Source organism: Curvibacter sp. GW821-FHT01G03, from assembly GCF_059422285.1.
This window is the reverse complement of sequence record NZ_JBWKWP010000003.1, coordinates 273,970-299,370: the sequence shown is the minus strand read 5'-3', so window position 1 is coordinate 299,370 and position 25,401 is coordinate 273,970. Positions and strand designations below refer to the sequence as shown.

20 protein-coding genes are annotated in these 25,401 nt (G+C 67.7%); 11 read left to right on the top strand and 9 right to left on the bottom strand.

The genetic code is table 11. The features are described from left to right. Positions 1-363: 363 nt before the first annotated feature. Together AC07VS_RS05610 and AC07VS_RS05605 are read right to left on the bottom strand one after the other, a co-directional pair. Positions 364-1,242, bottom strand: a complete 879-nt coding sequence (locus AC07VS_RS05610) for an alpha/beta fold hydrolase (protein ID WP_492350196.1) — start codon at positions 1,240-1,242, stop codon at positions 364-366. A gap of 148 nt (positions 1,243-1,390) precedes the next feature. Beyond that, positions 1,391-3,295: a YhgE/Pip family protein gene (locus tag AC07VS_RS05605; protein ID WP_494657833.1), complete on the bottom strand. Its 1,905-nt coding sequence runs from the start codon at positions 3,293-3,295 to the stop codon at positions 1,391-1,393. A 350-nt stretch (positions 3,296-3,645) separates the two neighbouring features. Between AC07VS_RS05605 and AC07VS_RS05600 the strand changes: the two genes are divergently transcribed. The 4 genes from AC07VS_RS05600 to AC07VS_RS05585 all read left to right on the top strand — a co-directional run bounded on the left by AC07VS_RS05600 (position 3,646) and on the right by AC07VS_RS05585 (position 6,480). After that, positions 3,646-4,494, top strand: a complete 849-nt coding sequence (locus AC07VS_RS05600; RefSeq protein WP_494657834.1) for a 3-hydroxybutyryl-CoA dehydrogenase — start codon at positions 3,646-3,648, stop codon at positions 4,492-4,494. 98 nt (positions 4,495-4,592) lie between these two features. Continuing rightward, positions 4,593-5,435: a crotonase/enoyl-CoA hydratase family protein gene (locus AC07VS_RS05595; protein ID WP_492350199.1), complete on the top strand. Its 843-nt coding sequence runs from the start codon at positions 4,593-4,595 to the stop codon at positions 5,433-5,435. Positions 5,436-5,513: 78 nt separating this feature from the next. Next, positions 5,514-5,975, top strand: coding sequence for a MarR family winged helix-turn-helix transcriptional regulator (locus tag AC07VS_RS05590; protein WP_492350200.1), 462 nt, complete (start codon positions 5,514-5,516; stop codon positions 5,973-5,975). A gap of 76 nt (positions 5,976-6,051) precedes the next feature. Then, entirely contained in the window at positions 6,052-6,480 is a 429-nt protein-coding gene (locus AC07VS_RS05585) for an organic hydroperoxide resistance protein (protein ID WP_492350201.1), read from the top strand. A gap of 47 nt (positions 6,481-6,527) precedes the next feature. Here the strand turns inward: AC07VS_RS05585 and AC07VS_RS05580 are convergent, their stop codons facing one another. The 5 genes from AC07VS_RS05580 to AC07VS_RS05560 form a co-directional block, all read right to left on the bottom strand. Further along, positions 6,528-7,805, bottom strand: coding sequence for a GGDEF domain-containing protein (locus tag AC07VS_RS05580; RefSeq protein ID WP_494750389.1), 1,278 nt, complete (start codon positions 7,803-7,805; stop codon positions 6,528-6,530). Positions 7,806-7,815: 10 nt separating this feature from the next. Then, positions 7,816-8,568, bottom strand: a complete 753-nt coding sequence (locus AC07VS_RS05575; RefSeq protein ID WP_494750388.1) for an ABC transporter substrate-binding protein — start codon at positions 8,566-8,568, stop codon at positions 7,816-7,818. Further along, positions 8,565-9,335 (bottom strand): transporter substrate-binding domain-containing protein, encoded by a 771-nt coding sequence (locus AC07VS_RS05570; RefSeq protein ID WP_492350202.1) that lies wholly within the window; start codon positions 9,333-9,335, stop codon positions 8,565-8,567. The genes AC07VS_RS05575 and AC07VS_RS05570 overlap by 4 nt, the downstream gene beginning before the upstream one ends. Positions 9,336-9,414: 79 nt before the next feature. Continuing rightward, positions 9,415-11,148 carry a ClcB-like voltage-gated chloride channel protein gene (locus AC07VS_RS05565; RefSeq protein WP_494750387.1) on the bottom strand — a complete coding sequence of 578 codons (1,734 nt, stop codon included), beginning with the start codon at positions 11,146-11,148 and terminating at the stop codon, positions 9,415-9,417. Positions 11,149-11,185: 37 nt separating this feature from the next. Next, positions 11,186-12,112 carry a LysR family transcriptional regulator gene (locus AC07VS_RS05560; protein WP_492350204.1) on the bottom strand — a complete coding sequence of 309 codons (927 nt, stop codon included), beginning with the start codon at positions 12,110-12,112 and terminating at the stop codon, positions 11,186-11,188. 61 nt (positions 12,113-12,173) lie between these two features. Between AC07VS_RS05560 and AC07VS_RS05555 the strand changes: the two genes are divergently transcribed. The 3 genes from AC07VS_RS05555 to AC07VS_RS05545 are packed head-to-tail and all read left to right on the top strand — an operon-like array spanning position 12,174 to position 14,930. Beyond that, on the top strand, positions 12,174-13,544 hold the full coding sequence (locus AC07VS_RS05555) for an acyclic terpene utilization AtuA family protein (RefSeq protein ID WP_494750386.1): 1,371 nt from the start codon (positions 12,174-12,176) through the stop codon (positions 13,542-13,544). A 41-nt stretch (positions 13,545-13,585) separates the two neighbouring features. Next, positions 13,586-13,921, top strand: a complete 336-nt coding sequence (locus AC07VS_RS05550) for an AtuA-related protein (RefSeq protein ID WP_494750385.1) — start codon at positions 13,586-13,588, stop codon at positions 13,919-13,921. Positions 13,922-13,955: 34 nt separating this feature from the next. Further along, positions 13,956-14,930, top strand: a complete 975-nt coding sequence (locus AC07VS_RS05545; RefSeq protein ID WP_494750384.1) for a Bug family tripartite tricarboxylate transporter substrate binding protein — start codon at positions 13,956-13,958, stop codon at positions 14,928-14,930. 5 nt (positions 14,931-14,935) lie between these two features. Here AC07VS_RS05545 and AC07VS_RS05540 read toward each other — a convergent pair whose 3' ends face one another. Further along, the gene (locus AC07VS_RS05540) at positions 14,936-15,307 is read right to left on the bottom strand and encodes a potassium channel family protein (protein ID WP_492350208.1); all 372 of its coding nucleotides are present in this window, start codon (positions 15,305-15,307) and stop codon (positions 14,936-14,938) included. Positions 15,308-15,464: 157 nt separating this feature from the next. Between AC07VS_RS05540 and AC07VS_RS05535 the strand changes: the two genes are divergently transcribed. The 3 genes from AC07VS_RS05535 to AC07VS_RS05525 all read left to right on the top strand — a co-directional run bounded on the left by AC07VS_RS05535 (position 15,465) and on the right by AC07VS_RS05525 (position 22,021). Continuing rightward, the gene (locus AC07VS_RS05535; RefSeq protein ID WP_494750383.1) at positions 15,465-16,529 is read left to right on the top strand and encodes a serine/threonine protein kinase; all 1,065 of its coding nucleotides are present in this window, start codon (positions 15,465-15,467) and stop codon (positions 16,527-16,529) included. 245 nt (positions 16,530-16,774) lie between these two features. Continuing rightward, a complete protein-coding gene (locus tag AC07VS_RS05530; RefSeq protein WP_494750382.1) occupies positions 16,775-17,944 on the top strand; it encodes a response regulator in 1,170 nt (389 codons plus the stop codon). 51 nt (positions 17,945-17,995) lie between these two features. Beyond that, positions 17,996-22,021 (top strand): PAS domain S-box protein, encoded by a 4,026-nt coding sequence (locus AC07VS_RS05525; protein WP_494750381.1) that lies wholly within the window; start codon positions 17,996-17,998, stop codon positions 22,019-22,021. On the opposite strand, the gene AC07VS_RS05520 is transcribed toward AC07VS_RS05525, so the two are convergent. Further along, positions 22,015-23,721, bottom strand: a complete 1,707-nt coding sequence (locus AC07VS_RS05520) for a Na+/H+ antiporter (RefSeq protein ID WP_494657842.1) — start codon at positions 23,719-23,721, stop codon at positions 22,015-22,017. The genes AC07VS_RS05525 and AC07VS_RS05520 overlap by 7 nt on opposite strands. A gap of 213 nt (positions 23,722-23,934) precedes the next feature. Between AC07VS_RS05520 and AC07VS_RS05515 the strand changes: the two genes are divergently transcribed. Next, complete coding sequence (locus tag AC07VS_RS05515; protein ID WP_492350213.1) at positions 23,935-25,338, top strand: putative bifunctional diguanylate cyclase/phosphodiesterase; 1,404 nt, start codon at positions 23,935-23,937, stop codon at positions 25,336-25,338. Positions 25,339-25,401: the final 63 nt, after the last annotated feature.

Below are 25,401 nucleotides of genomic sequence, written 5' to 3'. Positions count from 1 at the left end.
CTGAGACGCCCCGAACTCAAAGGCTGTCGCCCCACTGCGGCAGAGCGGTGCGACAGCCCAACATGCTTCATCCGAATGGCCAAAAGCCTGTTGCAGACAGGGGCAAGCCCCTCTGAGCCCTCACAGCGGCCCGCCATCCCCGCGGTGCCCCCGAACCGATCGGCCACTCATCTGCTCAAGACAGACAACCGGATTTAAAGAAAGGTCCAATGAAAGGGCCGTGCGGTGCGGTCTGCCCCTGGTGGCGAGCAGCCACCGCACACCCAGCATGAAAGAAGCGGCCACGGGCCGCTTCAGGGCGGTGGCCCGTGGGCTTCAGCCCCTTTCATGACCTGTCGCAATGCACAGGGTTCAGCGAACGCTTCAATGACTTTTCAGATGCGGCAGCAAGGCTTCCAGCAGCAGGGCCACGGCCCCCGGGGGCAGGTCGTGACCCATGCCCTCGATGCCGACCATCTGGGCGCCCCGGATGCGGCGGCGCGTGTCCTCACCACAGGCGTAGGGCACCAGCGGGTCTTGCTTGCCATGCAGCACCAGGGTGGGCGTGCGGAGGGTCCGAAGTTCTTCGGCTCGGCCGCTGTCGCACACCACAGCCAACATTTGCCGCGCTGTGCCCACCGGGTGAAAGGCACGCTGCACGCCCGCCAGAATGCGCTCACGCATCTGCGCCACGTCGGCCGGGAAGGCCGGGCTGCCGATCAGCTGGTAAAGCTTGATGAAGTGATCCAGGGCCTTGGCAGGATCGGCGGGTGGCGGGTTCACCAGGGCGCCCAACACCTCGGGGGCCGCCTGGGGCAGGCCGGCCGCACCGCTGCTGCTCATGATGCTGGTCAGGCTGAGCAGGCGCTGGGGGGCGGCCAAGGCCACGCGCTGGGCGATCATGCCGCCCATGCTGACGCCCACCACATGCGCCTTGCGCACGCCCAGTGCATCGAGCACGCCCAGGGCATCCAGCGCCATGTCGTGCACGGTGTAAGGCGGCTTGACCGGCAGGCCCAAGGGCAGCCGTGCCAGCGCCCAGGGCAGGTTGGGCGGGCCCAGCTCGTCAAAATGCTGCGACAGGCCGACATCGCGGTTGTCAAAGCGGATCACACGGTAGCCGGCGTCCAGCAAGGGTTGTACAAAGTACGGAGGCCAGGCAATCAGCTGCATGCCCAGGCCCATGATCAACAAGACGGCGGGCGCGTCGTGCGGGCCCTGGTCTTCCACTTCGATGTGGATGCCATTGGAGGTGATGTTCATAGGGTGCCTTTCTCGGTTGGGAGGCGCGGTCGGGAGGAACAAGCAGGCCGATGTCGGCCTGCCACGGGTCGGCCCCGGTCAGGCGGGCGCCTGACAGGACCTGCCACATTGGTCCACAAGGGCCTTCGCCGAAGGCCCCCACCCGTCCTCAGACCTTGACCGCTGGCTGATAAAGGTCGGGCTCCACATGCACCCAGCGGCCAAACAACGCGATCAACGCGGTGGCCACCACCCCCGCCAGGGCCACCATGCCACAGGCATGGCCCCAGCGGTTGTCAAACGCCCCGAACAACACGGTGCGGAAGGCCTGCACCACCCAACTGAAGGGCAGCCACGCATGCACGGCCCGGAAGAAACCCGCCGACAACTCGACCGGCAACACCCCGCCGCCGGCCGACAACTGCAGCGTGAGCAGCAGCACGGTCAGGATCCGGCCGAATTCACCAAACACATGCACCATGGCCGACAACACTGCCAGAAACACCACCGAGGCCAGCACCATGGTCAGCCCCAGGGCGGCCACCCGCGGCGTCTGCACCGACAGCACGAACAGCAGCGTGATCTCGACCAGCAACACCTGCACCAGCACCACCAGCACCGGCACGGTCATCTTGCCCAGGGTCTTGGCCAGGCGCGGCACATGCCCATGCACCCGCAGCACCAGGCTCATGTTGAACAGGTAACCCGCCATCACGGCGCCGATCCACAAGGCCACCGACACCATGTTGGGGATGAAGGCCGTGCCGTTGTTGGGCACCGGCGCAGCCACCTCCACCCGCAGGGCCACCGATTCGGCCAGACCCGAGGCATTGCCCTCCAGCTTGGCCAGCGAGGACGGGATGGCCGCCTCAATGGTCTTGATGCCCGTGAGCAGCCGGTTGGCCCCGTCGGCCAATTGCACCCCGCCTGCGGTGAATTCGTCCAGTTGGCGGTCGGCAGGCAGCTTGCTGGCCAGCTTGTGCACGCCATCGCCCAAGGCCTGCACCCCGTCGGTGAGCTGGCCCACGCCGGTCTCCAACTGGGTCTGGCCACTGATCAATTGGCGGTTGCCGGCCACAGCCTGCTTGTTCGCTGCTCGGGCCTGCTTCAAGCCTTGCTGCAGCTTGTCGGCCCCTTCAGCCAATTGGCCGGCCCCGGCGGCGATGCGATCGCCCACCAGCCACAGGCCCTCGGTTTCGGTCTGCATCTTGCGGGCGCCAGTGAACAACTGGCCGGCACCGCCCTCCAGTTGCTCCAGCCCGTTGCCGATCTGGGCCAGCCCGCTGCCGAGCTCGCGCTGGCCGGCACTCAACTGCTGCGCACCGGATTTGAGGGCGCGCAGATCGTTGCTGGCCGGCCAGTGAGACTCGATGGTTCGGATACCGCCATTGACCTCCTTGAAGCCCTCGCCCACCTGGTGGGCGGCGTCACGGTACTGGTGGCTGCCCTTGGCCAGGGTGTCTGCCCCCTCGCGCAACTGGCTCAGGGCGTTGCGCAACTGGGTCAGGCGGTCTTCGGACGCCGAGGCTGTGTCCAGCACCATGGACCAGCGCTGCTCGTTGAGCATCTCGTTGACCTGGTGGTCCAGCTCCGAGGCAAAGCGCCGCGCCAAGTTGGCCGAGCTGTAGTTGTTGCCCTCCGAGGTGTAGATCACCATCTGGCCGGCCCCGCGGGCCGTGCCTGGCACCGCATTGGCACTGAAATTGGGCGGGATCAGCAGCGCAAAGGCCAAGTCGCCACGGCGCACGGCCTCGCGGGCATCTTCCAGCGATTCGTACATGCGAAAGCCAAAGGCCTTGCGGTCCAGCAAGGTATCGGTCAGGTGGCTGCCCACATTGGCATCGTGCCCGCGGTAATGCAGGCCCAGGTCGTGGTTGACGATGCCCACGGGCAACTCGGCCGTGTGACCACTGGGGTCCCACACGCTGGTGAGGTAGATCAGCGAGTACAGGGCAGGCACCACGCCCACCGCCAGAATGGCCAGCCAAACCCGCGGATAGCGGCGCAGCAGGGCCAGTTCGGCGCGGGCGATGGCCGCGGTGCCGTGGAGCAGGGATTTCAGGTACTTGAGCATCTTGGGTTATCAACGGCGTCGGCAGAACCTCAGACGGGCCGATTCGCACCGCGTGGAGTACACCACGGATCGAATTCCCTGTCGGATTGCTCCCTCAAAACCATCGGTTCTGCCAATCGCACCCATCATCGCATCAAGCCCTGCCCCTGTGAACCTGAGCAACAACCCGTCAATCCACCGCCATCTGTGTCACCGGATGCTCGGGACCTTTTGGCAGCAGGGCCCCGGATTTCTGCGCCAGATCAAGGCTGGCACAGGGCGGCCGCACAACTGTCACGCGCCTTACCAAGGTGGGTGATCGAATCTGGATACCATCTTGGCAACCGTTTTTACTTGAAGGAACATTCACTATGAGCATTCAAACCGTCGGCATCATTGGCGCGGGCACCATGGGCAACGGCATTGCGCAGGCTTGCGCCGTGTCGGGCCTGCAAGTGGTGATGGTGGACATCTCGGACGCCGCCGTGCAAAAAGGCATCGCCACCGTGGCCGGTTCGCTGGACCGCCTGATCAAGAAAGAAAAGATCAGCGCGGCCGACAAGGAGGCCGCCCTGGCCCGCATCCAGGGCAGCACCTCGTACGAAGACCTGAAAAAGGCCCAGATCGTGATCGAAGCCGCCACCGAGAACCACGAGCTCAAGGTCAAGATCCTCAAGCAGATCGATGCCCTGGTGGCGCCCGAGGTGATCCTGGCCTCCAACACCTCGTCCATCTCCATCACCCAGCTGGCCGCCGCCACCAGCCGGCCCGACCGCTTCATCGGCATGCATTTCTTCAACCCGGTGCCCATGATGGCCCTGGTCGAAATCATCCGTGGCCTGCAGACCAGCGACGCCACCCACGATGCCGTGAAGGCCTTGTCCGAAGCCCTGGGCAAGAGCCCGATCACGGTCAAGAACTCACCCGGCTTTGTGGTCAACCGCATCCTGGTCCCCATGATCAACGAGGCCTTCTTCGTGCTGGCCGAAGGCATCGCCACCCCCGAAGACATCGATGCCGGCATGAAGCTGGGCTGCAACCAGCCCATCGGCCCGCTGGCCCTGGCCGACATGATCGGCCTGGACGTGTGCCTGGCCGTGATGCAGGTCTACCTCGAAGAGTTTGGCGACAGCAAGTACCGCGCTTGCCCGCTGCTCAAGGAAATGGTCGCCGCCGGCCACCTGGGCCGCAAGACCGGCCGCGGCGTCTACACCTACTGAACACCGCGCTGAGCCAACGCCAACCCCGGGTTCTCCCCAGGGTTGGAGTGTCGCGCCGGTGAACGCCGGCGCCACACCCGGCCCCCTAGCATGGGGGCATGAACACCCCTTTCCAGCCCCACGACCATCCCCCCACCCCCACGCCCCTTCACCCCGAAGGCAGCATCGACACCGAAGTGCGCGGCAGCGTGCTGCTGATCGGCATCAACCGGCCCAACAAGCGCAACGGCTTCACGCCCAAGATGTACCGCGAACTGGGGCTGGCCTACACCCAACTCGACGACGACCCCGCCCTGCGCGTGGGCGTGCTGCACGCCTTTGGCGACCACTTCACCGCCGGGCTGGATCTGCCCACCATTGCCCCCTTGATGCAACGCGGCGAAAAAGCCGTGCCCCTGGGTCTGGTCGACCCGGTGGACCTGGGCATGCCGGGCTACCGCCGACGCACCAAGCCCATGGTGGTGGCCGTGCAAGGCATCACCTACACCCTGGGCATCGAGCTGATGCTGGCCGCCGACATCGTGGTGGCAGCCGACGACTGCCGCTTCTCCCAGCTCGAAGTCAAGCGCGGCATCATGGCCACCGGCGGCGCCACCCTGCGCATGGCCGAGCGCGCCGGCCTGGGCAATGCCCTGCTGCACCTGCTGACCGGTGACGAGTTCGGGGCCGCCGAGGCCCTGCGCCTGAACTTCGTTCAAAAAGTGGTGCCCGCCGGGCAAGCGTTGGCCACGGCACTGGCGCTGGCACAGGCCATCGCCGAGCAGGCTCCCCTGGCCGTGGTCGCGACGCGCCAGAACGTGCTCAAGGCCATCGAACACGGGCCTCTGGTCGCCATGCACGACTTCATCGACACCCAGCAGCGGCTGTCGCGCAGCGACGACGCCCGCGAAGGCGTGCAGTCCTTCATCGACAAGCGCCCAGCCCGCTTCACGGGTCGCTGACCCCGGGATTCCCTGCGATCTGCGGGGTTTTAATCAATTAAATTGCACACAATTTAATTGCCAGCAATAATTCAAGCCATGGACACCAACGCACAACCCGACACCCCCAGCCCCGCCCTGCTGCGGCTGGACAACCAGGTCTGCTTTGCGCTGTATTCGGCCTCGCTGGCCATGACCAAGCTGTACAAGCCCCTGCTCGACGAGATCGGCCTCACCTACCCGCAATACCTGGTGATGCTGGTGCTGTGGGAGCAGGATGGCCTGACCGTGTCGGCCCTGGGTGAGCGCCTTTTCCTCGACTCGGGCACCCTGACCCCGCTGCTCAAGCGCCTGGAAGGTGCGGGGCTGCTGGGCCGCTTGCGCGATGTTCAGGACGAGCGCCGGGTGCGCATCACCCTGACACCGGCTGGCCGCGCCCTGCGTGATACCGCCGAACGCATTCCGGCCTGTGTGCTGCAGCAAAGCCAGTGCAGCCTGCCCGAACTGATGGCGCTGACCGACCAGCTCAAGACCCTGCGCGGCCACCTGGCCGGCGGCTGAGTCCCGATTCATTTTTCTGTTTTCGTCAACCAACCCCCACCCGTCTGCCTGGCAGACATTTCACAGGAGCAGCACCATGACCACCCACCTCGACAAAGTTCTGTACACCGCCGACGTCACCTCCACCGGTGGCCGCGACGGCCACGCCGTCAGCTCGGACGGCCTGCTGAACGTGAAGCTCAGCCCCCCGAAGGAACTGGGCGGTGCCGGCGGTGCCACCAACCCTGAGCAACTGTTTGCCGCCGGCTACTCGGCCTGCTTCATGGGCGCCCTCAAGCACGTGGCCGGCGCCGCCAAGATCGCCATCCCGGCCAGCGCCACCATCCAGGCCAAGGTCGGCATCGGCCCGATCCCGGCTGGTTTCGGCATCGAAGCGCACCTGACCATCACCTTGCCCGGCATCGAGCGCGCCGTGGCCGAAGACCTGGTGGCCAAGGCCCACGGCGTGTGCCCCTACTCGAACGCCACCCGTGGCAACATCGACGTGACCCTGACCGTGGTCTGATCGCCCAACGGTTGGTCACATCCGATCTGGCCGGATGTGGCGACCCTTCAGGCCGCCACCGCGCGCTCTTCGAGCACCACGCGGTTGCGGCCTTCGTCTTTGGCACGGTAAAGCGCCTTGTCTGCCTCACCCAGTGCCTTTTCTAGGCCGTCCACGCCCATCGGCGCCAGGCCGATGCTGACTGTCATGCCCGGAAGCACCTTGCCATCAGGCAAGGTGAAGCGATGGCGCTCCAGGTTGTGGCGCAGGCGCTCGGCCAGGGCCAGGCCGTCACTCGCGTCACAGCCCACCAGCACAAAGGCGAACTCTTCGCCGCCAAAGCGACAGACCAGATCCTGGGTGCGCAGCGCCTCGCGCAGCAGCCGTGCGCACTGGCGCAGCACCTCGTCGCCTGCGGCATGGCTGTGCTCGTCATTGACCCGTTTGAAAAAATCAAGATCGGCCATGCCCACCAGGGCACGCCGGTGCTCGCGCCGCAGGCGATGCAGCAACTCATAACCCTGCGCCATGAAATGGCGCCGGTTGGGCAGCCCGGTCAGGCTGTCATGGTGGGCCTGAAACTCCAGCTGATGGCGCACCAGCTCGTTTTCGGTCATGGTGGCGGCCAGGGTGTTCAAAGCCTCGCCCAGCACCACCACCTCACGCACGGCTGATCGCGGCAGCAGGGGCATCATCTGGCCGGCCTGCAACTTCAGCAAGGCTTGGTGGACCCCCACCAGGGGCTGCAGCACGCGTCGATGCAGCAGCCACAGAAAGACCAGGCTGAACAGCCCGGCCAGCACCATGGTGGCCAGCAACTGGAATCGGGCTTGGCGCGCCACCTGCGCCAAAGCGGCCAGATCGGTCCCAGGCAGGTAGGCGGCCTGGCTCATCAGGTCATCGGCGGTATGCGTCAATTCGGCAGCCAAAGGCTCCCAGCGAGCCCGCCAGGCGGCACGCCCCTGCGTCGACCGGGCCAGATCCGCGGCGGCCTCGCTCAACAACAAGGTAGCCCGCTCGGCCTGCTGGGCCACCCGGGGGTCTTGTTGCAGGCTGGGATGCTGGCTGACCAGGGTGACCAGCAGCAAGGCCTCTTGCCGCTCGCCCCGGGAGTCGCTCAACAACAAACGGTCGCCCTCATGGTGGATCTGCAGCAAGTTGCGGCCCAGCCGCTGCAGACGCAGGACCTCCGGTCCCATGCGCTGCTGCACGTTCAGGGTGGCCTGCTGCACCTGTTGCTGCTGCTGATCGATCAGCCACGCAGCCCCCAGCAGCACCACCATGAACAAACCGGCCAGCAGCGAGAAGAACCAGATCGATCGGAAGTCCCGATTCGGGGCGGACATGGCGAGGCCTTCAGTTCACCCGGATGGACAGGTACTGCGAGTTGATGCGGTCATACACCCCGTCGTGCTCCAGCCGTTCCAGGGCCGCATCCACCTGCGTTTTCAGTTCGGGCTTGAGCGGTGTGATGCCAAAAGAGGCCGCGCCGGTGAGCTCGGGTTCACGACGCGGCTGCACACTCAGGTCCATCGCCTGCAGGGCCGGGGCCTTCATCAAACCGATCACGCTCATCATCGGGGCCAGCATGCCGTCGGCCTTGCCCTGGTGCAACAGCACGGCCAGATCGGCATTGGACAAGACCTCCACCCGCTGCCACTGGCGCTGGGCTGCAAAACGCGCCTGCGCTGACCCCTGCACCACGGCCACCCGCACACCGGTCTGCTCTGGCAGCAGACCCAGGCGCGCCACCCACGCCGAAATCGAGGTGTAGTAAGGCCGCGCCAGCAAAATCTGGGCTCGCCGCTCGGGGGTGGGCAAGAGGCTCATGGCCGCCACGTCGATGCGCCCCTGCTTCAGGTCGTCGATTGAGCTGGCGATCGTGGCCGAGACAAAACGGCAGCGCCGGCCCAACTCTTTGCAAACAGCGCGCGCCATGTCGATGCTGTAGCCACTGTAATCTCCCCGCGCATCCCGGAACGACATCGGGGGCGAATTGTCGAGCACCCCCAGCACCAGTTCATCGGCTGCCTGGGCCGCCGTCATCCCGGCCAGGGCGGCCAGGGCCAGCAGCCAGCCACGGCGGCGCAGGCCAGAAAACGGGCTCAATTCAGCCACTTGGCCGCCATGCGCTGGTAGTCGCCCTGAGCCTGGATCAAGTGCAGCCATTGGTCCACATAGGCCTTGGTGAGCGTGTCGCCGCGCGGCAACAGGTAGGCCATCTCGCCGTACTGCAGGGGCTTGTCGGGGTTCACGGCGCACAGGCCGGGGTGCAGCTTCTGCTGCACCAGCGTTTCGGCCGACTCGGTCACGAACACATCGGCGCGGCCACTGAGCACCTCGTTGAAGATGGTCAGGTTCTCGGGGTGGATGGTGAGCTGGGCGGTCTTGAAGTTGGCGCGGGCAAAGCGCTCGTTGCTGCCGCCCGGGTTGGCCACCACCTTGACACCAGGCTGGTCGATGGCCGCCACGGTCTGAAAGCGCGCCACATCGGCGCAACGCACCAGCGGCGTCTTGCCGTTGACCATGTAGGGCGCGCTGAACCATGCCCGCTTCTGGCGCTCCAGCGTCACCGAGATGCCGCCCACCGCGATGTCGCAGGCACCGCCGGTGAAGTCATCCATCATCTTGGCCCAGGTGGTCTTGACGAACTGGGCCTTGACCCCCAGCGAAGCCGCCAGCGATTGCACCAGATCCACGTCCAAGCCTTCGTAGCTGCCATCGGGCAGGGCGAAACTGAAAGGTTTGTAGTCACCCGGGGTGCAGGCCTTGAGCACACCTGCCTTCACCACCTCATCCACGCCCCCTGCCTGCGCGATGCCGCAGAAGGCGGTCGCCAGGGCGGCCAGAAGCGTTTTGCGCGAGAACTTATGCATGGCAACCATCCTTACAGAAATAAGCAAATATCGGTGACAGCATGATAAGTCGCGACGGGCCTGGCCCGGCCTCCCAGCCTCATCCGCTGAGGCGGGCGTAGGTGGCCAGCAACGCGCTCTTGTTGACCACCCCCAACAACCGCGGGTCGTCAGCGGACTCGATCACCGGCAGTCGCTCACCGCGGTGGTCCATGAAGCGCTGCAAGGCCTCGGACAGGCCCATGCCGGCGGTCAGCGGCAGCAACTCCGCGCTGATCAGATCACCGGCCCGCAGGCGTTCCAGGTCGGGCAGGCGCTCGGCGGGGCTGAGGCGCTTCAAAGGCACCACGCCTTGAAAGTGCTGCGCCTCGTCCACCACGTACAGGTACTTCACCGGGTGGTGCAGAAACAGCCGGCTCATCTCGTCCAGGTCGGCGCCCAGGCCCACCACGGTCTGCGCCGGCTCGATCAGCTCGCGCACCCCCAGGGCGCGCAGGCGCTGCTGCTCGGCCTGCCACACCTGGCGGCGGCTGGTGATGTCGTACATGGCGCCGGCATGGGCCGATCGGGCCACAAAATAAGCGATCACGCTGGCCACCATCAACGGCAGCATCACCTGGTAGCTCAGCGTCATCTCAAAGATCATCAGGATGGCCATCAAGGGCGCCTGCGTGGCCCCGGCCAGAAATGCGCCCATGCCCACCATCGCGTAGGCCAGTGGCGCCGAGGCGGCCTGCGGCCACAGGGCCTGCGCCCCCTGCCCGAACAGCGCACCGACGATGCAACCGAAAAAGATGGCCGGCGTGAACACCCCGCCCACCGCGCCTGAACCCACCGTGCACAAGGTGGCCACCACCTTGGCCACCAGCAGCATCAGCAACAAGGCCCAGGGCCAGTCTGAGTGCAGCACCGAATTGACCACGCTGTAGCCGTTGCCCCACACCTCGGGCAAAGGCACCGAGATCAGGCCCACCACCAGGCCGCCCAGGGCCAGCCGCAGCGGCAAGGGCAAGGGCAAGCGCCCGAACAGGGCGCGCGACTGGCCCAGCAGGCGCAGGAAAAGCGCCGCGCCGGCCCCCAGCAGCAGGCCCATCAGGGCAAACAACAGCACCTCGCCCCCGGCCACCGCCGGGAAGGGCGGCATGGCATAGGGCGGCTGGTAGCCGGGCATCTGGCGCATCACGATGTTGGCCACCACAGCCGCCACCATGATCGGCCCCAGGCTCTCCATGGCCATGGACCCCAACACGATCTCGGCCACGAAAAATGTGCCCGCGATGGGGGCGCTGTAGGCGGCGGTGATGCCGGCGGCCGCGCCGCAAGCCACCAGCAGGCGCAGGCGCGGCACCGGAAAACGCAGGCCTTGCCCGAGCAGCGAGGCGCTCAGTGCCGCCAGTTGCACCATCGAGCCCTCGCGCCCGATCGAGCCCCCACTGGCAATGCTCAGCAAGGACGAAGCGCTGCGCAACAGGCTGGACTTCAGCGGGATGCGCCCATCCCCCAGGACCGTGGCCTCCATGTAGTCGCTGTGGGCCTGCGGGTTGGCGGCGCGGCGCGCCAGCACCAGCAGGGCCCCGGCCAGCAGGCCGCCCAGCGCGGGCACCAGCACCCGCTCCCATGCCGGCAGACTGCGCGCCAACGCGACCAGGCTGCCGCTCTGCCCCAGCAGGTGGTGGTCCAGGCGCAACAGGGCCCAGCGGAAGGACTCGGTGGCCAAGGCCCCCAGCACGCCGGCCACCACGGCCCAGCCCAACATCCATTGCCACTCGGAAATGCGAAAGAAACGCTGCAGCCCCGCCCGCACGGTGAGCCAGCGAAAGGCCAGATGCTTCATGGCGCCCGACGATAGCAGAGGCCGCCACCGGGCCGGATCAGGCCAGACCCGGGTTGTCACCGGCCAGACGCGCCAGCAACAGGCCGCGCAAAGCCTGCGCCGCCACCGACAGCGCCTGCCCCTTGCGCCGCGCCAACACCAGAGGGCGGGCCAGGGCGGGCTCTTGGAAGGGCAGCGCCACCAGGCCCGCATCGCGAAAATGGAACAGCGTCAGCTCCGGCACCAGGCTCAGGCCCAGGCCGGCACGCACCAAGGCTGCCAGCGTGGCCAGGTGCTCCACCTCCAGCACGCTGGTGCGCCAGCCCGGGCTCAGGTTCAGGCGCTCGATCTGCTGGCGCACGCTGCTGCTGCGGGCCAGGTGGATCAACTCTTCGCCGGCCAGGTCGTCCCAGCCGGCCCCCATGCCCCCCCGCTCGGCCAGACGGTGCCCCGCCGGGCAGACCAGCCAATAAGGCTCGGTGCGCAGCAGTTCGATGTCGAACTCGCGCAGGTCACCCCCCGCTGTCAGGGCAAAGTCCACCCGCCCCTCGCGCAACAGCGTGGTAGCCCCCTGGGCCAGGGTGTCGTGCACCGTGAGCTGCACCTGAGGGTGGCGCTGACGCCACTCGGCCACCAGCCCGGGCAGCCACACCGCGGCCATCGAAGGCAGGGCCGCCACGGCCACCCGCCCGGCCTGCAGACCGGCCAGCGCCTGCAGCCGGCCCAAGGCCTGCTGCAGCTCCTGCTCCAGGCGCAGCACCTCTTGCGCCAGCAGCTCGCCCTCAGGCGTCAGGCTGACCTGGCGGGTGGACCGCTCGAACAGGCGCGCGCCCACCGCGGCCTCAAGCCGGCGGATCTTCTGGCTGAAGGCGCTTTGCGACAGGTGGCAGCGCTCGGCTGCCCGCGTGAAATGGCGGGTCTGCACCAAGGCGCCAAAGGCCTCCAGGTCGGCCGAAGACCAGCGGATCGGATTCAGTGGTTTCATGGATTAATCCATTCAATCAATCCATTTTACAAATGCACTTGAGCCCACCACACTGCGGGCCATGTCCTCTCTCCCCCCCTCTTTGCTGATCGGCTGCGGCGCCGGCTTCTCGGGCGACCGCTGGGATGCGGCCGTGCCCGTGGTGCGCACCCTGGTTGCCCGCGGCGGCCCCGCGGTGCTGATGTTCGAAACCCTGGCCGAACGCACCCTGGCCCTGGCCCAGTTGCAGCGCCGCCAGAACCCGACCGCGGGCTTCGAGCCCACGCTGGAGCGGTTCATTCGGCCCGTGCTGGCCGACTGCGTGCGGCACGGCATTCCCATCGTGGGCAACTTCGGCGCGGCCAACCCGCGCGGGGCGGCGGCCTGCCTGCAGGCGCTGGCGATCGAACTGGGCCTGGGTGCGCTGCGCGTGGGGGTGGTTGAAGGCGACGACGTGCTGGCCCAACTGAGCCCCGATCAACTGGCCCAGGTGCGTGGGCCGCGCAGCGATGCCCCCGTCAGCGCCAACGCCTACCTGGGGGCCCAGGGCATCGCGGCCTGCCTGCGCGCCGGCGCCCAGGTGGTGGTGACCGGCCGCGTGGCCGACCCGGCCCTGGCACTGGGCCCGCTGCTCGCGCACTTCGGCTGGGCCGAGGACGACTGGGACCGACTGGCCGCCGGCACCATCGCGGGCCACCTGCTGGAGTGCGGCGCCCAGGTGTGCGGCGGCTACTTTGCCGACCCGGGCCTGAAAGATGTGCCCGACCTGGCCCACGTGGGCTTTCCGATCCTGGAGGTGCAGGCCGACGGCCGCTTTGTGGTGGGCAAGGCCGACGCCACCGGGGGCTGCGTGGACGAGCGCACAGTCAAAGAGCAACTGCTGTACGAGATCCACGACCCTGCCGCCTACCTGACACCCGATGTGGTGGCTGACCTCAGCGAGGTCACGCTGCAGCCCCTGGGGCCCGACCGGGTGCAAGTGAGTGGCGTGCGCGGTCATGCCCGCCCCGCCACCCTCAAGACCACCGCCTGTTTCGAAGGGGGCTGGCTGGCCGAAGGCGAGATCTCCTATGCCGGCCCCAATGCCGTGGCCCGCGCCCGGCTGGCCGCCCAGGTGGTGCGCAGCCGCCTGGCCGAGCTGGCCCCGGGCCTGCAACCGGTGCGCTGCGACCTGATCGGCGTGGCCAGCCTGTTTGCCGACGACGCCGGCACCTGGGCAGACAGCCAGGCCGAGCTGGCCCCCGCGGGCCTGATGCAGGACGTGCGTCTGCGCGTGGCCGCCCGCGCCAGCCAGCGCGGCGAGGCCGAGCTGCTGACCCGCGAAGTGCTGGCCCTGTACACCTGCGGCCCGGCCGGCGGTGGCGGCGTGCGCAGCGCCATCACGCCTCGCCTGGCCAGCGAGTCGTGGTTCGTGCCCCGGGCCTGGATCAAGGAACACTGGAGCCTGCTGTGACACAATCCGCCCCCATTGCAACCGACCCAGCCTCCCACGCCATGACGCCCCACACCGCCACTGTGCCCCTGGCCCGGCTGGCCCATGGGCGCACCGGCGACAAAGGCAACACCTCCAGCATCAGCGTGATCGCCTACCAGGCGCAGCACTGGCCGCTGCTGGTCGAACAGGTGACCGAGGCCCGCGTGGCCGCGCTGTTTGCCAGCCGGCGGCCCACGCGGGTGACGAGGTACCTGCTGCCCAAACTGCAGGCCATGAACTTTGTGCTGCATGACATCCTCGAGGGCGGCGTGAACGACGCCCTCAATCTGGATGCCCACGGCAAAAGCCTGTCGGGCCTGCTGCTGACCCTGCCGGTCCAGGCCCCCGAGGCCTGAACCACCGCCCCCAACAACGACAAGGAGACTTCTCATGAGCATCCCCCGCCGCACCCTGCTGCAATCCACGCTGGCCGCCGCCATCGCCACCCTGGCCGGCCCCGTGCTGGCCGATGGGTTCCCCGACAAGGCCATCACTTTCGTGGTGCCCTTCACGGCCGGCAGTGCCACCGACCAGTTGGCCCGCGCCCTGGCCAACGCCATCACGGCCGACACCAAGACCCCGGTGATCGTGGACAACCGCCCCGGCGCCAATGCCTTCATCGGCGCGCAACTGGTGGCCAAGGCCAAGCCCGACGGCTACACCGTGCTGATCGCCACCAACACCACCCACGCCGCCAATGAGCACCTGTACAAGAAGCTGCCCTACGACCCGGTGAAAGACTTCGAGCCCGTCACCGCCCTGGGCCGCGGCGGCCAGTTGATGGTGGTGCGCCCCGACTACCCGGCGCGCAGCGTGGGCGAGTTCATCAAGCTGGCCAAGGCCCAGCCCGGCAAGCTGTCGTTCGGCGCGGGCAGCTCGTCGAGCCGCATCGCGGGTGAGATGTTCAAGCAACTCACCGGCACCTACATCCTGGCCATTCCGTACCGCAGCAACCCGCCGGCCGTGACCGACCTGCTGGGCGGCCAGATCGACGTGATGTTCACCGACATGGCCACCGGCCTGCCCCAGGTAAAGGCCGGCAAGCTGCGCGCCCTGGGCGTGACCCCGCGCCAGCGCAGCGCCCTGGCGCCCGAGGTGCCCACCATCGAAGAAGCCGGCGTGAAGGGCTACGAAGCCACTTACTGGTTTGCCGCTTACGCCCCGGCCGGTACCCCGGCCCCGGTGGTGGCCAAGCTCAATGAGCTGCTGCACAAGGCCGCCCACAGCAGCGCCCAGGCTGCGTTCTACCAGCCCACCGGCACCGAGACCTACCTGAACACACCTGAGGAGCAGCGCAAGTTCCAGGCCGTCGAATCACAGAAGTGGGGCCGCATCATCAAGGCGGCGGGCATCGAGCCCGAGTAAAGGGATCAGCCCGGGTCGGCCCGGGTCTCCTGACGCAGCGCCTTCAGTTCGGCCTGCATCGCATGCAGGTCGGCGCGCAGGTGGCGGATCTCCTTGAGCACGGCGTCATCCATCTCACGCTCGTCCACCTCGACCAGCATGGCCGCCACCGAGGCCGTGACCAGCGACAGCACCGCCAGCCCGAGCAGCACCACCGCCACCGCAAACGCCTTGGACCAGTGGGTGGTGGGCACGATGTCGCCATAGCCCACCGTGGCCGCGGTGGTGAAGGCCAGCCACAGGCCGTCCCAGAAGGTGTGCACCCCGGGCTCGACGATCCAGAAGCCCAAGCCCCCCAGGGTCATCATCAGAAAAGCCAGCAACAGCGAATAGAGCAAGCCCCTGCGACTGATGAAACGAACGTGACGACGCCTGCGTGTGACCATGCCTGCATTGTGAGCGCCAGGGCCAGGCATACGCCTTGACCCTCGTCAAGCCGGCCCTCTCGGGTGATCACCCGGCCGCACAAGCCGCAGGGCGGAGGACAATGGCGCCATGCCTGAAGACTCCATGCCCCGCAGCCCCGCCGCCGACAACGCCCTGCACCCCTACGCCCGCCTGATGCCCGACACCGTGCTGGACGCCTTGGCCGGCATCGGCCTGTACGGCGACGGCCGCCTGATGGCCTTGTCCTCGTACGAGAACCGCGTCTACCAGGTGCAGCTTGAAGACCCGGTGCAGGGCCACCGCGTGGTGGTGGTGAAGTTCTACCGCCCGGGCCGCTGGAGCGAGGGCCAGATCCTCGAAGAGCACGCCTTCTCGGCCGATCTGCAGGCCGCCGAGGTGCCCGCCGTGGGGCCGCTGACCCTGCAGGGCCGCACCCTGCACCAGCACGAAGGCTTTGCGTTCTCGGTATCGCCCCGGCGTGGCGGGCGCCAGCCCGAGCTGGACGACGGCGAGGTGCTGGAGTGGACCGGCCGCTTTCTGGCCCGGCTGCACCAGGTGGGCGCCCAGCGCCCGTTCCAGCTTCGCCCGGCCTTGAATCTGCACACCTTTGGCCGCGCCGCAGTAGAGGGCCTGTTGCAAGGCCGGGTGTTGCCGGCCGACGCTGAAGGCCCGTGGCGCCAGGCCTGCGAGCAGGTGCTGGCGCACATCGCGGCCCACCCCCTGGTGCTGCCCGACGGGCGCTTTGACGGCCAGCAGATCGAGCTGATCCGCCTGCACGGCGACTGCCACCCCGGCAACATCCTTTGGACCCCCACCGAATCCGAAGGCGGCGGCCCGCACTTCGTGGACCTGGACGATGCCCGCACCGGCCCGGCCGTGCAAGACCTGTGGATGCTGCTGTCGGGCGACCGGGCGCAGCAGAACCGCCAGCTCGGCAGCCTGATCGACGGCTACGAGCAGGTGTGCGAATTCGACCGCCGCCAGCTCAGCCTGATCGAGCCGCTGCGCACGCTGCGCCTGATCCACTACAGCGCCTGGCTGGCCAGCCGCTGGGACGACCCCACTTTTCCGATCAACTTTCCGTGGTTTGGCAGCAGCGACTACTGGCATGGCCAGACCCACCTGCTGCACGACCAGTTGGAGGCCCTGGATGCCGATCCCCTGGTGGCCTGAAAATCACCAAAACCCGATCGTCTGTTAAATTAACAGGTGGTTACATCAGAGTCGGCACCGTCGCACGCGTTCATCCAGGCCGAATTCACACCCCAGCCGGCGGCATGGCCGGCACGGCCCCCGTTTGCGCGCAAGTCCTGAGGTACATCAATCGGCCCACCCCGATCCGACGAAAAATGATCACAAATGAGGCAACGCCCGCCTGAGCCCTTCAGGATGGCCGCGCCTGTTACCCGCCCCGCACCATGGACCCAGCCCAGACCGCAACCGCTGACGACGCCCGCAGCACCATCCTGGTGGTGGACGACACCAGCGCCAACCTGGCCGTGATGGGCGAGCTGCTGAGCCCCTTGTACCGAGTTCGCGTGGCCAATTCGGGCCAGCGCGCGCTGGCCGCGGTGCACACCCCTCCTCGCCCCGACCTGATCCTGCTCGACATCATGATGCCCGGGCTGGACGGCTACAGCGTGCTGGAGCGCCTGCAGGCCGACCCGGCCACACGCGACATCCCGGTGATCTTCGTCACCGCCATGTCGGGCGACGACGACGAAGAGCGCGGCCTGAGCCAGGGTGCCGTTGACTACGTGGCCAAACCGATCCGCGCCGCCATCCTGCTGGCCCGTGTGCACACCCACCTCGAACTCAAGCAGGCCCGCGACAGCCTGCGCCAGCAAAACGAGAACCTGGAGCAGCAGGTGCAACAACGCACCGAGGAAAACGAACTGATCAAGGACGTGAGCCTCAACGCGCTGGCCCTGCTGGCCGAAAAGCGCGACAACGAAACCGGCAACCACCTGCACCGCACCCAGGCCTATGTGGAGTTGCTGATCGAGCACCTGCGCGATCACCCCCGTTTTGCCCAGGCCCTGCGCGCCCCCAACGACCGACTGATCGCCAAAGCCGCGCCGCTGCACGACATTGGCAAGGTGGGCATCGCGGACCACATCCTGCTCAAGCCCGGGCGGCTGAGCCCCGAGGAGTTCGAGGTGATGAAGACGCACAGCCAGATTGGGGCCGACGCACTGCACGAGGCCATCCTGCGCGTGCAGGCGGGCCATGGCCCCGACCTGTCACCCAGCCCTGGCCCGGCACTCGAGTTTCTGCAGATTGCCCAGCAGATCGCCCTGGGCCACCACGAAAAATGGGACGGCAGCGGCTACCCCAGAGGCCTGGCGGGGGACGACATCCCGGTGTCGGCCCGCCTGATGGCCCTGGCCGACGTGTTCGACGCCCTGACCTGCAAGCGCCACTACAAAGAACCCTTTCCCATCGACAAGGTGGTCCAGATCATCACCGAAGGCCGCGGGCGGCACTTCGACCCCGAAGTGGTGGATGCCTTCCTGTCCCTGCAGCCCCGCTTTGTCGAGGTGGCCGTGCGCTACGCCGACACCCCGCCTCGGCACGCCCTGGGCTGACACGCCCCATCCGGCCCGGATGCCCTCCGCCCTGCCACGCACCGCCAAGCCATGGTCACCCTGCCTGACTACCTGCCTGACCCCCTGCTGATGAAAAAGCGGGCCAGCCTGTTGCTGTTGTTCTTCGTGCCCATGGTGCTGGCGGCCTGCGTGGCCGTGGCCGTCAACCTGATGGCCTTGCAACGCCTCGTGGATCAGCAGGACCAGCGCCAGGTCGAGGTGCGGGCCGTGACCACCGCCATGACCCACAGCACCCTGCTGGGGCACCAGATGCTGGGCCTGCACCAACGACTGAGCCAATTGCTGGAGCAGGCGCAGACCGGCCGTTTGACAGTGGAACAGGCCCGCCAGGCCAACACGCGGCTGGTGGACGAACTGGCGACACAAGACCAGCAGCGCGACCAGATGACCCAGGCCCTGAACAGCCTGGGCGATGGCCTGCGCCCCCTGAGCGCCGAAACCCTGGAGGCCTACGAACAGTACCGGGCCTACATGATGATGGCCACCGAGTTGCTGTCAGGCTCACCGCACCTCGGTCAGATCCGCGCGGCCGAGGCTTTGAACCACTACCTGCACTACGTTGGGCACGCCACCCAGCTCACCGCGCAACTGACCGAAGAGGTCGACAGCCGGCTGGCCGCCATGGCCGGCCAGCGGCACGACTTTGTCTACACCGCCGCCAGCCTGGCCGCGGCCAGTCTGTTGCTGGTGTGCCTGCTCTGGCTGTTGCTCTCGTGGTGGCTGACGCGCCCGCTCGATCTGCTGGCCGGGGCACTGGGTCAGCTCAGCCAGGCGGCCCGATCCGCCCCATCGCCCGCGGGTGAGGCGGCCATGCCCCTGGACCTGGGCACCCTGTCGCATGTCGAGGCCCTGACCCGCACGCGCAACAGCATGGTGCGCGACCTGGCCCAGGCGGTGGTCAACTTTGTGCGCACCCTGGAGGCGCGCCAACAGACCCAGTTGGCCCTGGACGCCGAACGCCACCGCCTCAAGAGCCTGGTGCGCGGCATGCCCGACCTGGTCTGGTTGAAGAACGCCGAGGGCGTGTTTCTGCAATGCAACCGGCGCTTCGAAGACCTGATGGGCCACCCCGAGGCTGAACTGCTGGGCAAGACCGACTACGACTTTGTGACGCGCGACCTGGCCGACCTGTTCCGCCAGAACGACCTGCAGGCCGTGCTGGCGGGCCATCCCGTGAGCAACGAAGAATGGCTGACCTTTGCCAGCGACCAGCACCGCGAGCTGGTGCAGACCGTCAAGGCCCCACTGTACGACCAGGACGGTGCCCTGTTGGGCGTGCTGGGCGTGGCGCGCGACATCACCGCCGCGCGCTCGGCCGAACACGCGCTGCGCGACAGCGAGGCCACGCTGCGCCGCACCCAGCAGTTGGCCCGCATCGGCAGCTGGACGTTGCACATGCGCGATGGCAGCATCCGCTGGTCTGACGAAACCTACGAGCTGTTCTGGGTGGACAAAGGCACCCCCATCACGGCCGCCAGCTTCATGGAGATGGTGCACCCGGAAGACCGCGACGCCGTGCGCCAGGCCTGGCGCGCGGCCCTCAAGGGCAAGCGTTACGACATCGAGCACCGGGTGGTGCTGCAGGGCGTCACCCGCTGGATCCGCGAGCGCGCCGAGTTGAACCGGGATGACTCAGGCCGGGTGATCTGGGCCGACGGCATGGCACAGGACATGACGGTGGTGCGCCAGGCTGGCGAAGCCCTGCGCCAACGCGAGCAGATGTACGCAGCCGTGATGAGCCAGTCGGACAACGGCATCGTGCTGATCGAACTGGAGACCCTGGCCTTCGTCGAGTTCAACGAAGCGGCCTGCACCCTGCTGGGCTACACCCGCCAGGAGTTCGGCCACCTGACGATCTACGACGTGACGCCCGCCCAGGGCCGCGGGCAGTTGCAGGAGCGCCTGCGCGCCGTGCAGGAGGCAGGCGCCGCACACGACGAGGTACAGCGCAGCCGCAAGGACGGCAGCCTGCTCGACCTGGCCATCAGCTCGCGCATCATCGAGATCCAGGGCCGGCGCTACATCTCGGCCATCTGGACCGACATCACCCGCCAGAAGGAAGACCAGCGCGCCCTGCTGCGCTTCCAGAACCAGTTGCAGGACATGGTGGCCGAGCGCACCGCCGAACTGGCCGCAGCCAAAGAGGCCGCCGAAGCCGCCAACCGGACCAAGAGCGCCTTCCTGGCCAACATGAGCCACGAGATCCGCACGCCGATGAACGCCATCATCGGCATCACCCACCTGATCCAGCGCGACAACGTGAGCCCGCAACAACGCAGCCGGCTCGACAAGGTGAACGACGCCGCCCACCACCTGCTGGGCATCATCAACGACATCCTGGACTTCTCGAAGATCGAGGCCGGCCGCATGTCGCTGGACCCGACCGATTTCGAGGTGGCCCATGTGATCGGCAACGTGTGCAACCTGCTGGGCGACAGCGCCGCCGACAAAGGTCTGGCCCTGCAGACCGACATGGCCACCCTGCCCGCCCAGTTGCACGGCGACGGCCTGCGACTGGGCCAGGTGCTGCTGAACTTCACCAGCAACGCCATCAAGTTCACCCAGCAGGGCCGCGTGCTGCTGCACGGGCGTGTGCTGCGCGAGGAAGGCCCGCGCCTGTGGGTGCGCTTTGAAGTGCGCGACACCGGCATCGGCCTCAGCCCCGAGCAGCAGCAGCGCCTGTTCCAGCCGTTTGCACAGGCCGACGTGTCCACCACACGTCGCTTTGGCGGCACCGGCCTGGGCCTGGTGATCTCGCGCCGCCTGGCCGACATGATGGGCGGCACCGTGGGCGTGGACAGCACTTTGGGCCAGGGCAGCACCTTCTGGATCGAGGCGCCGTTTGGCCAGGCCCAGCACGCCAGCCCACGCGAGGCCGCGGGGCGCACCGCCGCAGCCCAGGCCAGCGCGCCCGCCCCCACCCGCCCCCCCGCCCTGACGGCGGGCCGCAGCGACGTGGAACAGGCCCTGGCCCGGTACCGCCAGGCCCGCCTGCTGCTGGCCGAAGACAACGCCCTGAACCAGGAGGTGGCCCTGGACCTGCTGAGCCATGCCGGCCTGCAGGTGGACTTGGCCCAGGACGGCCAGGAAGCCCTGGAGCGCGCCCGCGAAACCGCCTACGACCTGATCCTGATGGACCTGCAGATGCCGCACCTGGATGGCCTTCAGGCCACCCGTGCCATCCGGCAATTGCCCGGCCATGCCCTCACGCCCATCCTGGCCATGACCGCCAACGCGTTCGAGGAAGACCGGCAGGCCTGCCAGGCCGCCGGCATGAACGACCACATCGCCAAACCGGTCGACCCCGAAGGCCTGTACCGCACCCTGCTGCAATGGCTGCCCCCCAAGCTTGCGGACACCCCTGCGCCGTCGACCGCCGAGCCCGTCGGCACGGCACCCGCCACCACGCCTGAAGCCCACCCAGCCGATGCCCTGCCGCCCGACCTGCCCCCTGCCCTGCTCGCCGTGCCCGGCCTGTCGCTGAGCCAGGCCCTGCGCAACGTGCTGGGCCGCCCGCAGCGGCTGATGGCATTGCTGCACCGCTTTGGCCTGGAGCACGGTGCCGATGCCCAATCGGTGCAGGCCTTGCTGCAGGCCGGCAACACAGAAGGCGCCCAGCGCACGGCCCACACCCTCAAGGGCCTGGCCGGCACCCTGGGCCTGAGTGCGGTGCAGCACACCGCTGAAGCCCTGGAGCACCGGATCAAGCAGCCGGGCTGCCCCACCGAGCCGGCAGAACTCAATCAACTGGCCACCCAGCTCAACACCCTGGCCCCCTGGCTGCGGGCTCTGGCGGCCCCCGCCACCACACCTGGAGCCCCCCGGCCGGCGATCGATCCGGCCAGCCTGGCTGCGCCCCTGCAGACCCTGCGCGAACTGCTGCGCACCGACGACGTGCGCGCCACCACGGCCTACGCCGCGCTGGCGGACGAGCTGCGCACCCTGCACCCCCAGGCGGCCGAGCAGATGGATCGGCAACTGGGCGACTACGCCCTCGATCAGGCCCTGATCACGCTCGACACCCTGCTGGCCGCCGAGCCCGCGTTGCGTCAGTGAATGGCGCCGCGCAGCACCAGTTCGACCAGGTCGATCTCGCGCATCAGCACGCGGTAGGTCTCGTCGTTGATCTGGTGCCGCTCGCGCAGGCCGGCCAGCTCTTCGCGCTCGACCTGCAGCGCCATCAGGCGCAGGTGCTTTTCGAGGGCCAGCACACCTTGCGACACCAGGCGTGACTCTTCATCGCCCACCGCTTCATTGAGGCGGTGGTGGTACAGGTGCTGCACGCGCTGGCGCACCTCGTCGGCGGCCTCGCGGGCAGGGCCTTGCGCCGCGTCAGCCACGCGGTCGACCTCCGCATCGACCTCCGGTGAGCGCAGGGCCAGCAAAGCGGCCCGCGAGGCACGCTTGCGCGCCCAGCGCAGCTCGCGGTTGCGCCGCAGGCTGCCCGGCCCGCTGGCCGTGCCCAGGCGCCGCAACAGCCAGGGCAAGCCGATGCTGCCCCCCAGCAGCGAGATCACGATGATCATCGTCGCCTGAAAAATCAGCAGCTCGCGCGCCGGAAACGGCGTGCCATCGGAGAGCAAGACCGGCAAGCCCAGCACCGCCGCCAGCGTGATCCCGCCGCGGATGCCGCCCAGCGAAGCCACCCCCACCCAGCTCAGCGGCACCGGCCGCACCGTGCCCCGGCGCCAGCGCCTGGGCAACCAGGCCGGCAGGGCCGCGCCCACGGCCAGGCTGACAAACCGCACCGCCAGCAAGGCCAGGGCAATGCCGGCCGTGCTCACCAGCAACGGCCCCAACGCATGCCCGTGGTGCACCGGGGCTCCGGCCTCTTTCAGGTCTTGCAGCGGCTCTTGCAGGTTTTGCAGCAGCTCGGGCAATTGCTGGCCCAGCAGCACGAACACCAGGCCGGTGAAGGCAAAGCGGATCACCTCCCAGGTGCCCTGGGCCTGCACATGAAAGGCATTGAAGCGCGTGCTGCGCACATCGAACTGGCTGGCCGCCATGCCGGCGGCCACCGCGGCCAGTACCCCCGACAGGCCGAAATGCTCGGCCAGCAGGTAGGGGCCGAAGGGCATCAGCAGAATCACCAGCACGGGCGGGGCAGCCTCGGCCCCCTCGCGCCAGAACAGAAAACGGTCGTGCAAGGCGGCAAACACCCGCGCGAACACCAGCCCCACCAGCACCCCGCCGCCCGACATCCACACCATGTCGAGCAGGGCACGCCCCAGCGAGAACTGCTGGGTGAGCGTGGCTGCCACCGCAAACTTGACCGCCACCAGGGCCGAGGCGTCGTTCATCAGCGACTCGCCCTCGAGAATGGTCTGCAACCGCGGCGGCATCGGCAGCCGATGCGCCACCGCCGACACGGCCAAGGCATCAGTGGGCGACAACACCGCCGCCAGCACAAAAGCCACCGACAGCGGCATGGCCGGCAGCAGCCAGTGGATCACATGCCCCACCCCCAACACCGTGACCAGCACCAGCCCCACCGCCAGCAGCAGGATCGGCCACATGTTGGCGCCGAACTCGCGCTTGGGCATCTGCCAACCATCGGCAAACAACATCGGCGGCACCAGCAGCAACATGAACGTGGCGGGGTCCAGCTCCACCCGCAGGCCCGAGGCCGGCCAGGCCGCCATCGCCCCCATCAACAGCTGCAGCAGGGGCTGCGGCAGCCGCGGCCAGAAGCGCGCCATCACGCCCGAACAGGCCACCAACAGCAACAAGGCCAAAAGAGAAAGAACACTCTGCATCGACAACCCAGACAAACCGCCTCCGGTCCGCGACCGGAGGCCCCGACTGTAGACGCCAAGCCCACCCCCTTGGGGTGAAGCCCAGGCAAAGCGGGGGCAAAAATATTAACAGGCCGCCCCAGACCAAGACCCGCTCAGCATTCCAGTCTTGCCTGAGAGCAAGACAAGCCCCACGGTTGCTGCCAGAATAAACAAGGGAGGTTGAAGGAAACGATGCCGAACGCCGCCGCACGTCTCATGCGCAATCTGCGTCACCTGTGGGTGGCCCCCGAACTGGGGCTGCTGTACCACCGGCGAGAGCGGCGCGTGCGCCTGCTGACCAGCGTCATGATGATGACCATGGGCCTGGTGTGGGGCGCGTTCTTCGTCTCCAAGAACCTGTGGCTGGTGGTGGGCATGGACGCCATGCTCTTCTTCTTCGGGCTGATCAGCCTGACCCTGACCTGCCTGAACCGGCGCCAGGCCGCCAACTTGGTCATCTTTGGCAGCCTGCTGATCATCGTCATCGGCAATGCCGTGCTGCTGGACCCACCCAGTGCCCTGGCCCCGCGATCCACCCACCTGTACCTGCTGGGCCTGGGTGTGGCCGCGCTGGTGGCTTTTCGCGACGACGACCCGCGCCTGCGCTATGGCGTGGCCCTGCTCTGCCTCAGCACCTTTGTGGTGCTGGCCGCCACCACCGCCAACTTCGTGCCTGGCTACGCCCTGCCCGACGACATCCGCGTGCCCGGCACCTGGCTGCAGACCCTGGCCGCCACCACCATGCTCACCCTGCTGGTCAACGTGCTGCTGACCGACGCCACCGAGCGATCCGAGCTGGAGGCCGACCTGGTGCAGGCCCTGGTGCAGCACCAGTTCGAGCTGCACTATCAGCCCCAACTGGACACCTCGGGCCGGGTGCTGGGCGCCGAGGCCCTGCTGCGCTGGCGCCACCCCACGCGCGGCCTGGTCATGCCCGGCCAGTTCATCGACCTGGCCGAACAGACCGGCCTGATCGTGCCCATCGGCCAATGGGTGCTGGAGACCGCCTGCACCCAACTGCAGGCCTGGTCGGAACACCCCGAGCGCAGCGCGTGGTGCCTGGCCGTGAACATCAGCCAGCGCCAGTTTCGCCAGGCCGACTTTGTGCCCAAACTGCTGGAACTGCTGCAGCACCACCACTTCAGCCCCAGCCGACTGGAACTGGAGCTGACCGAAACCATGCTGGTCGAAGACATCGACGACATCAAGACCAAAATGCTCACCCTGGCCAGCCACGGTGTCACGTTTTCGCTGGACGACTTTGGCACCGGCTACTCGTCCCTGAACTACCTCAAACGCCTGCCGCTGAACAAACTCAAGATCGACCAATCCTTTGTGGCCGACGTGCTGACCGAAGCCAACAGCGCCGCCATCGTGCGCATGGTGCTGGCCCTGGGCAGCACCATGAACCTGCAGGTCATCGCCGAAGGCGTCGAAACCCCAGAGCAACACGCCTTTCTGGTGGACAACGGCTGCCAGCAATTTCAGGGCTACCTGTTCAGCCGGCCTGTGCCGGTGCGGGAGCTGGAGGCCTGGCAGGGATCAGCGCGCGCCGGGTGGCCTGGGGCGGTGGGTGGCGGGGTATTGGCCAAGTGAAATTGCAGGGGGCGAGCACATGGGGGCATCTGGCCTGGGCCCCGTTGAAAGGGCCCCTTGTGC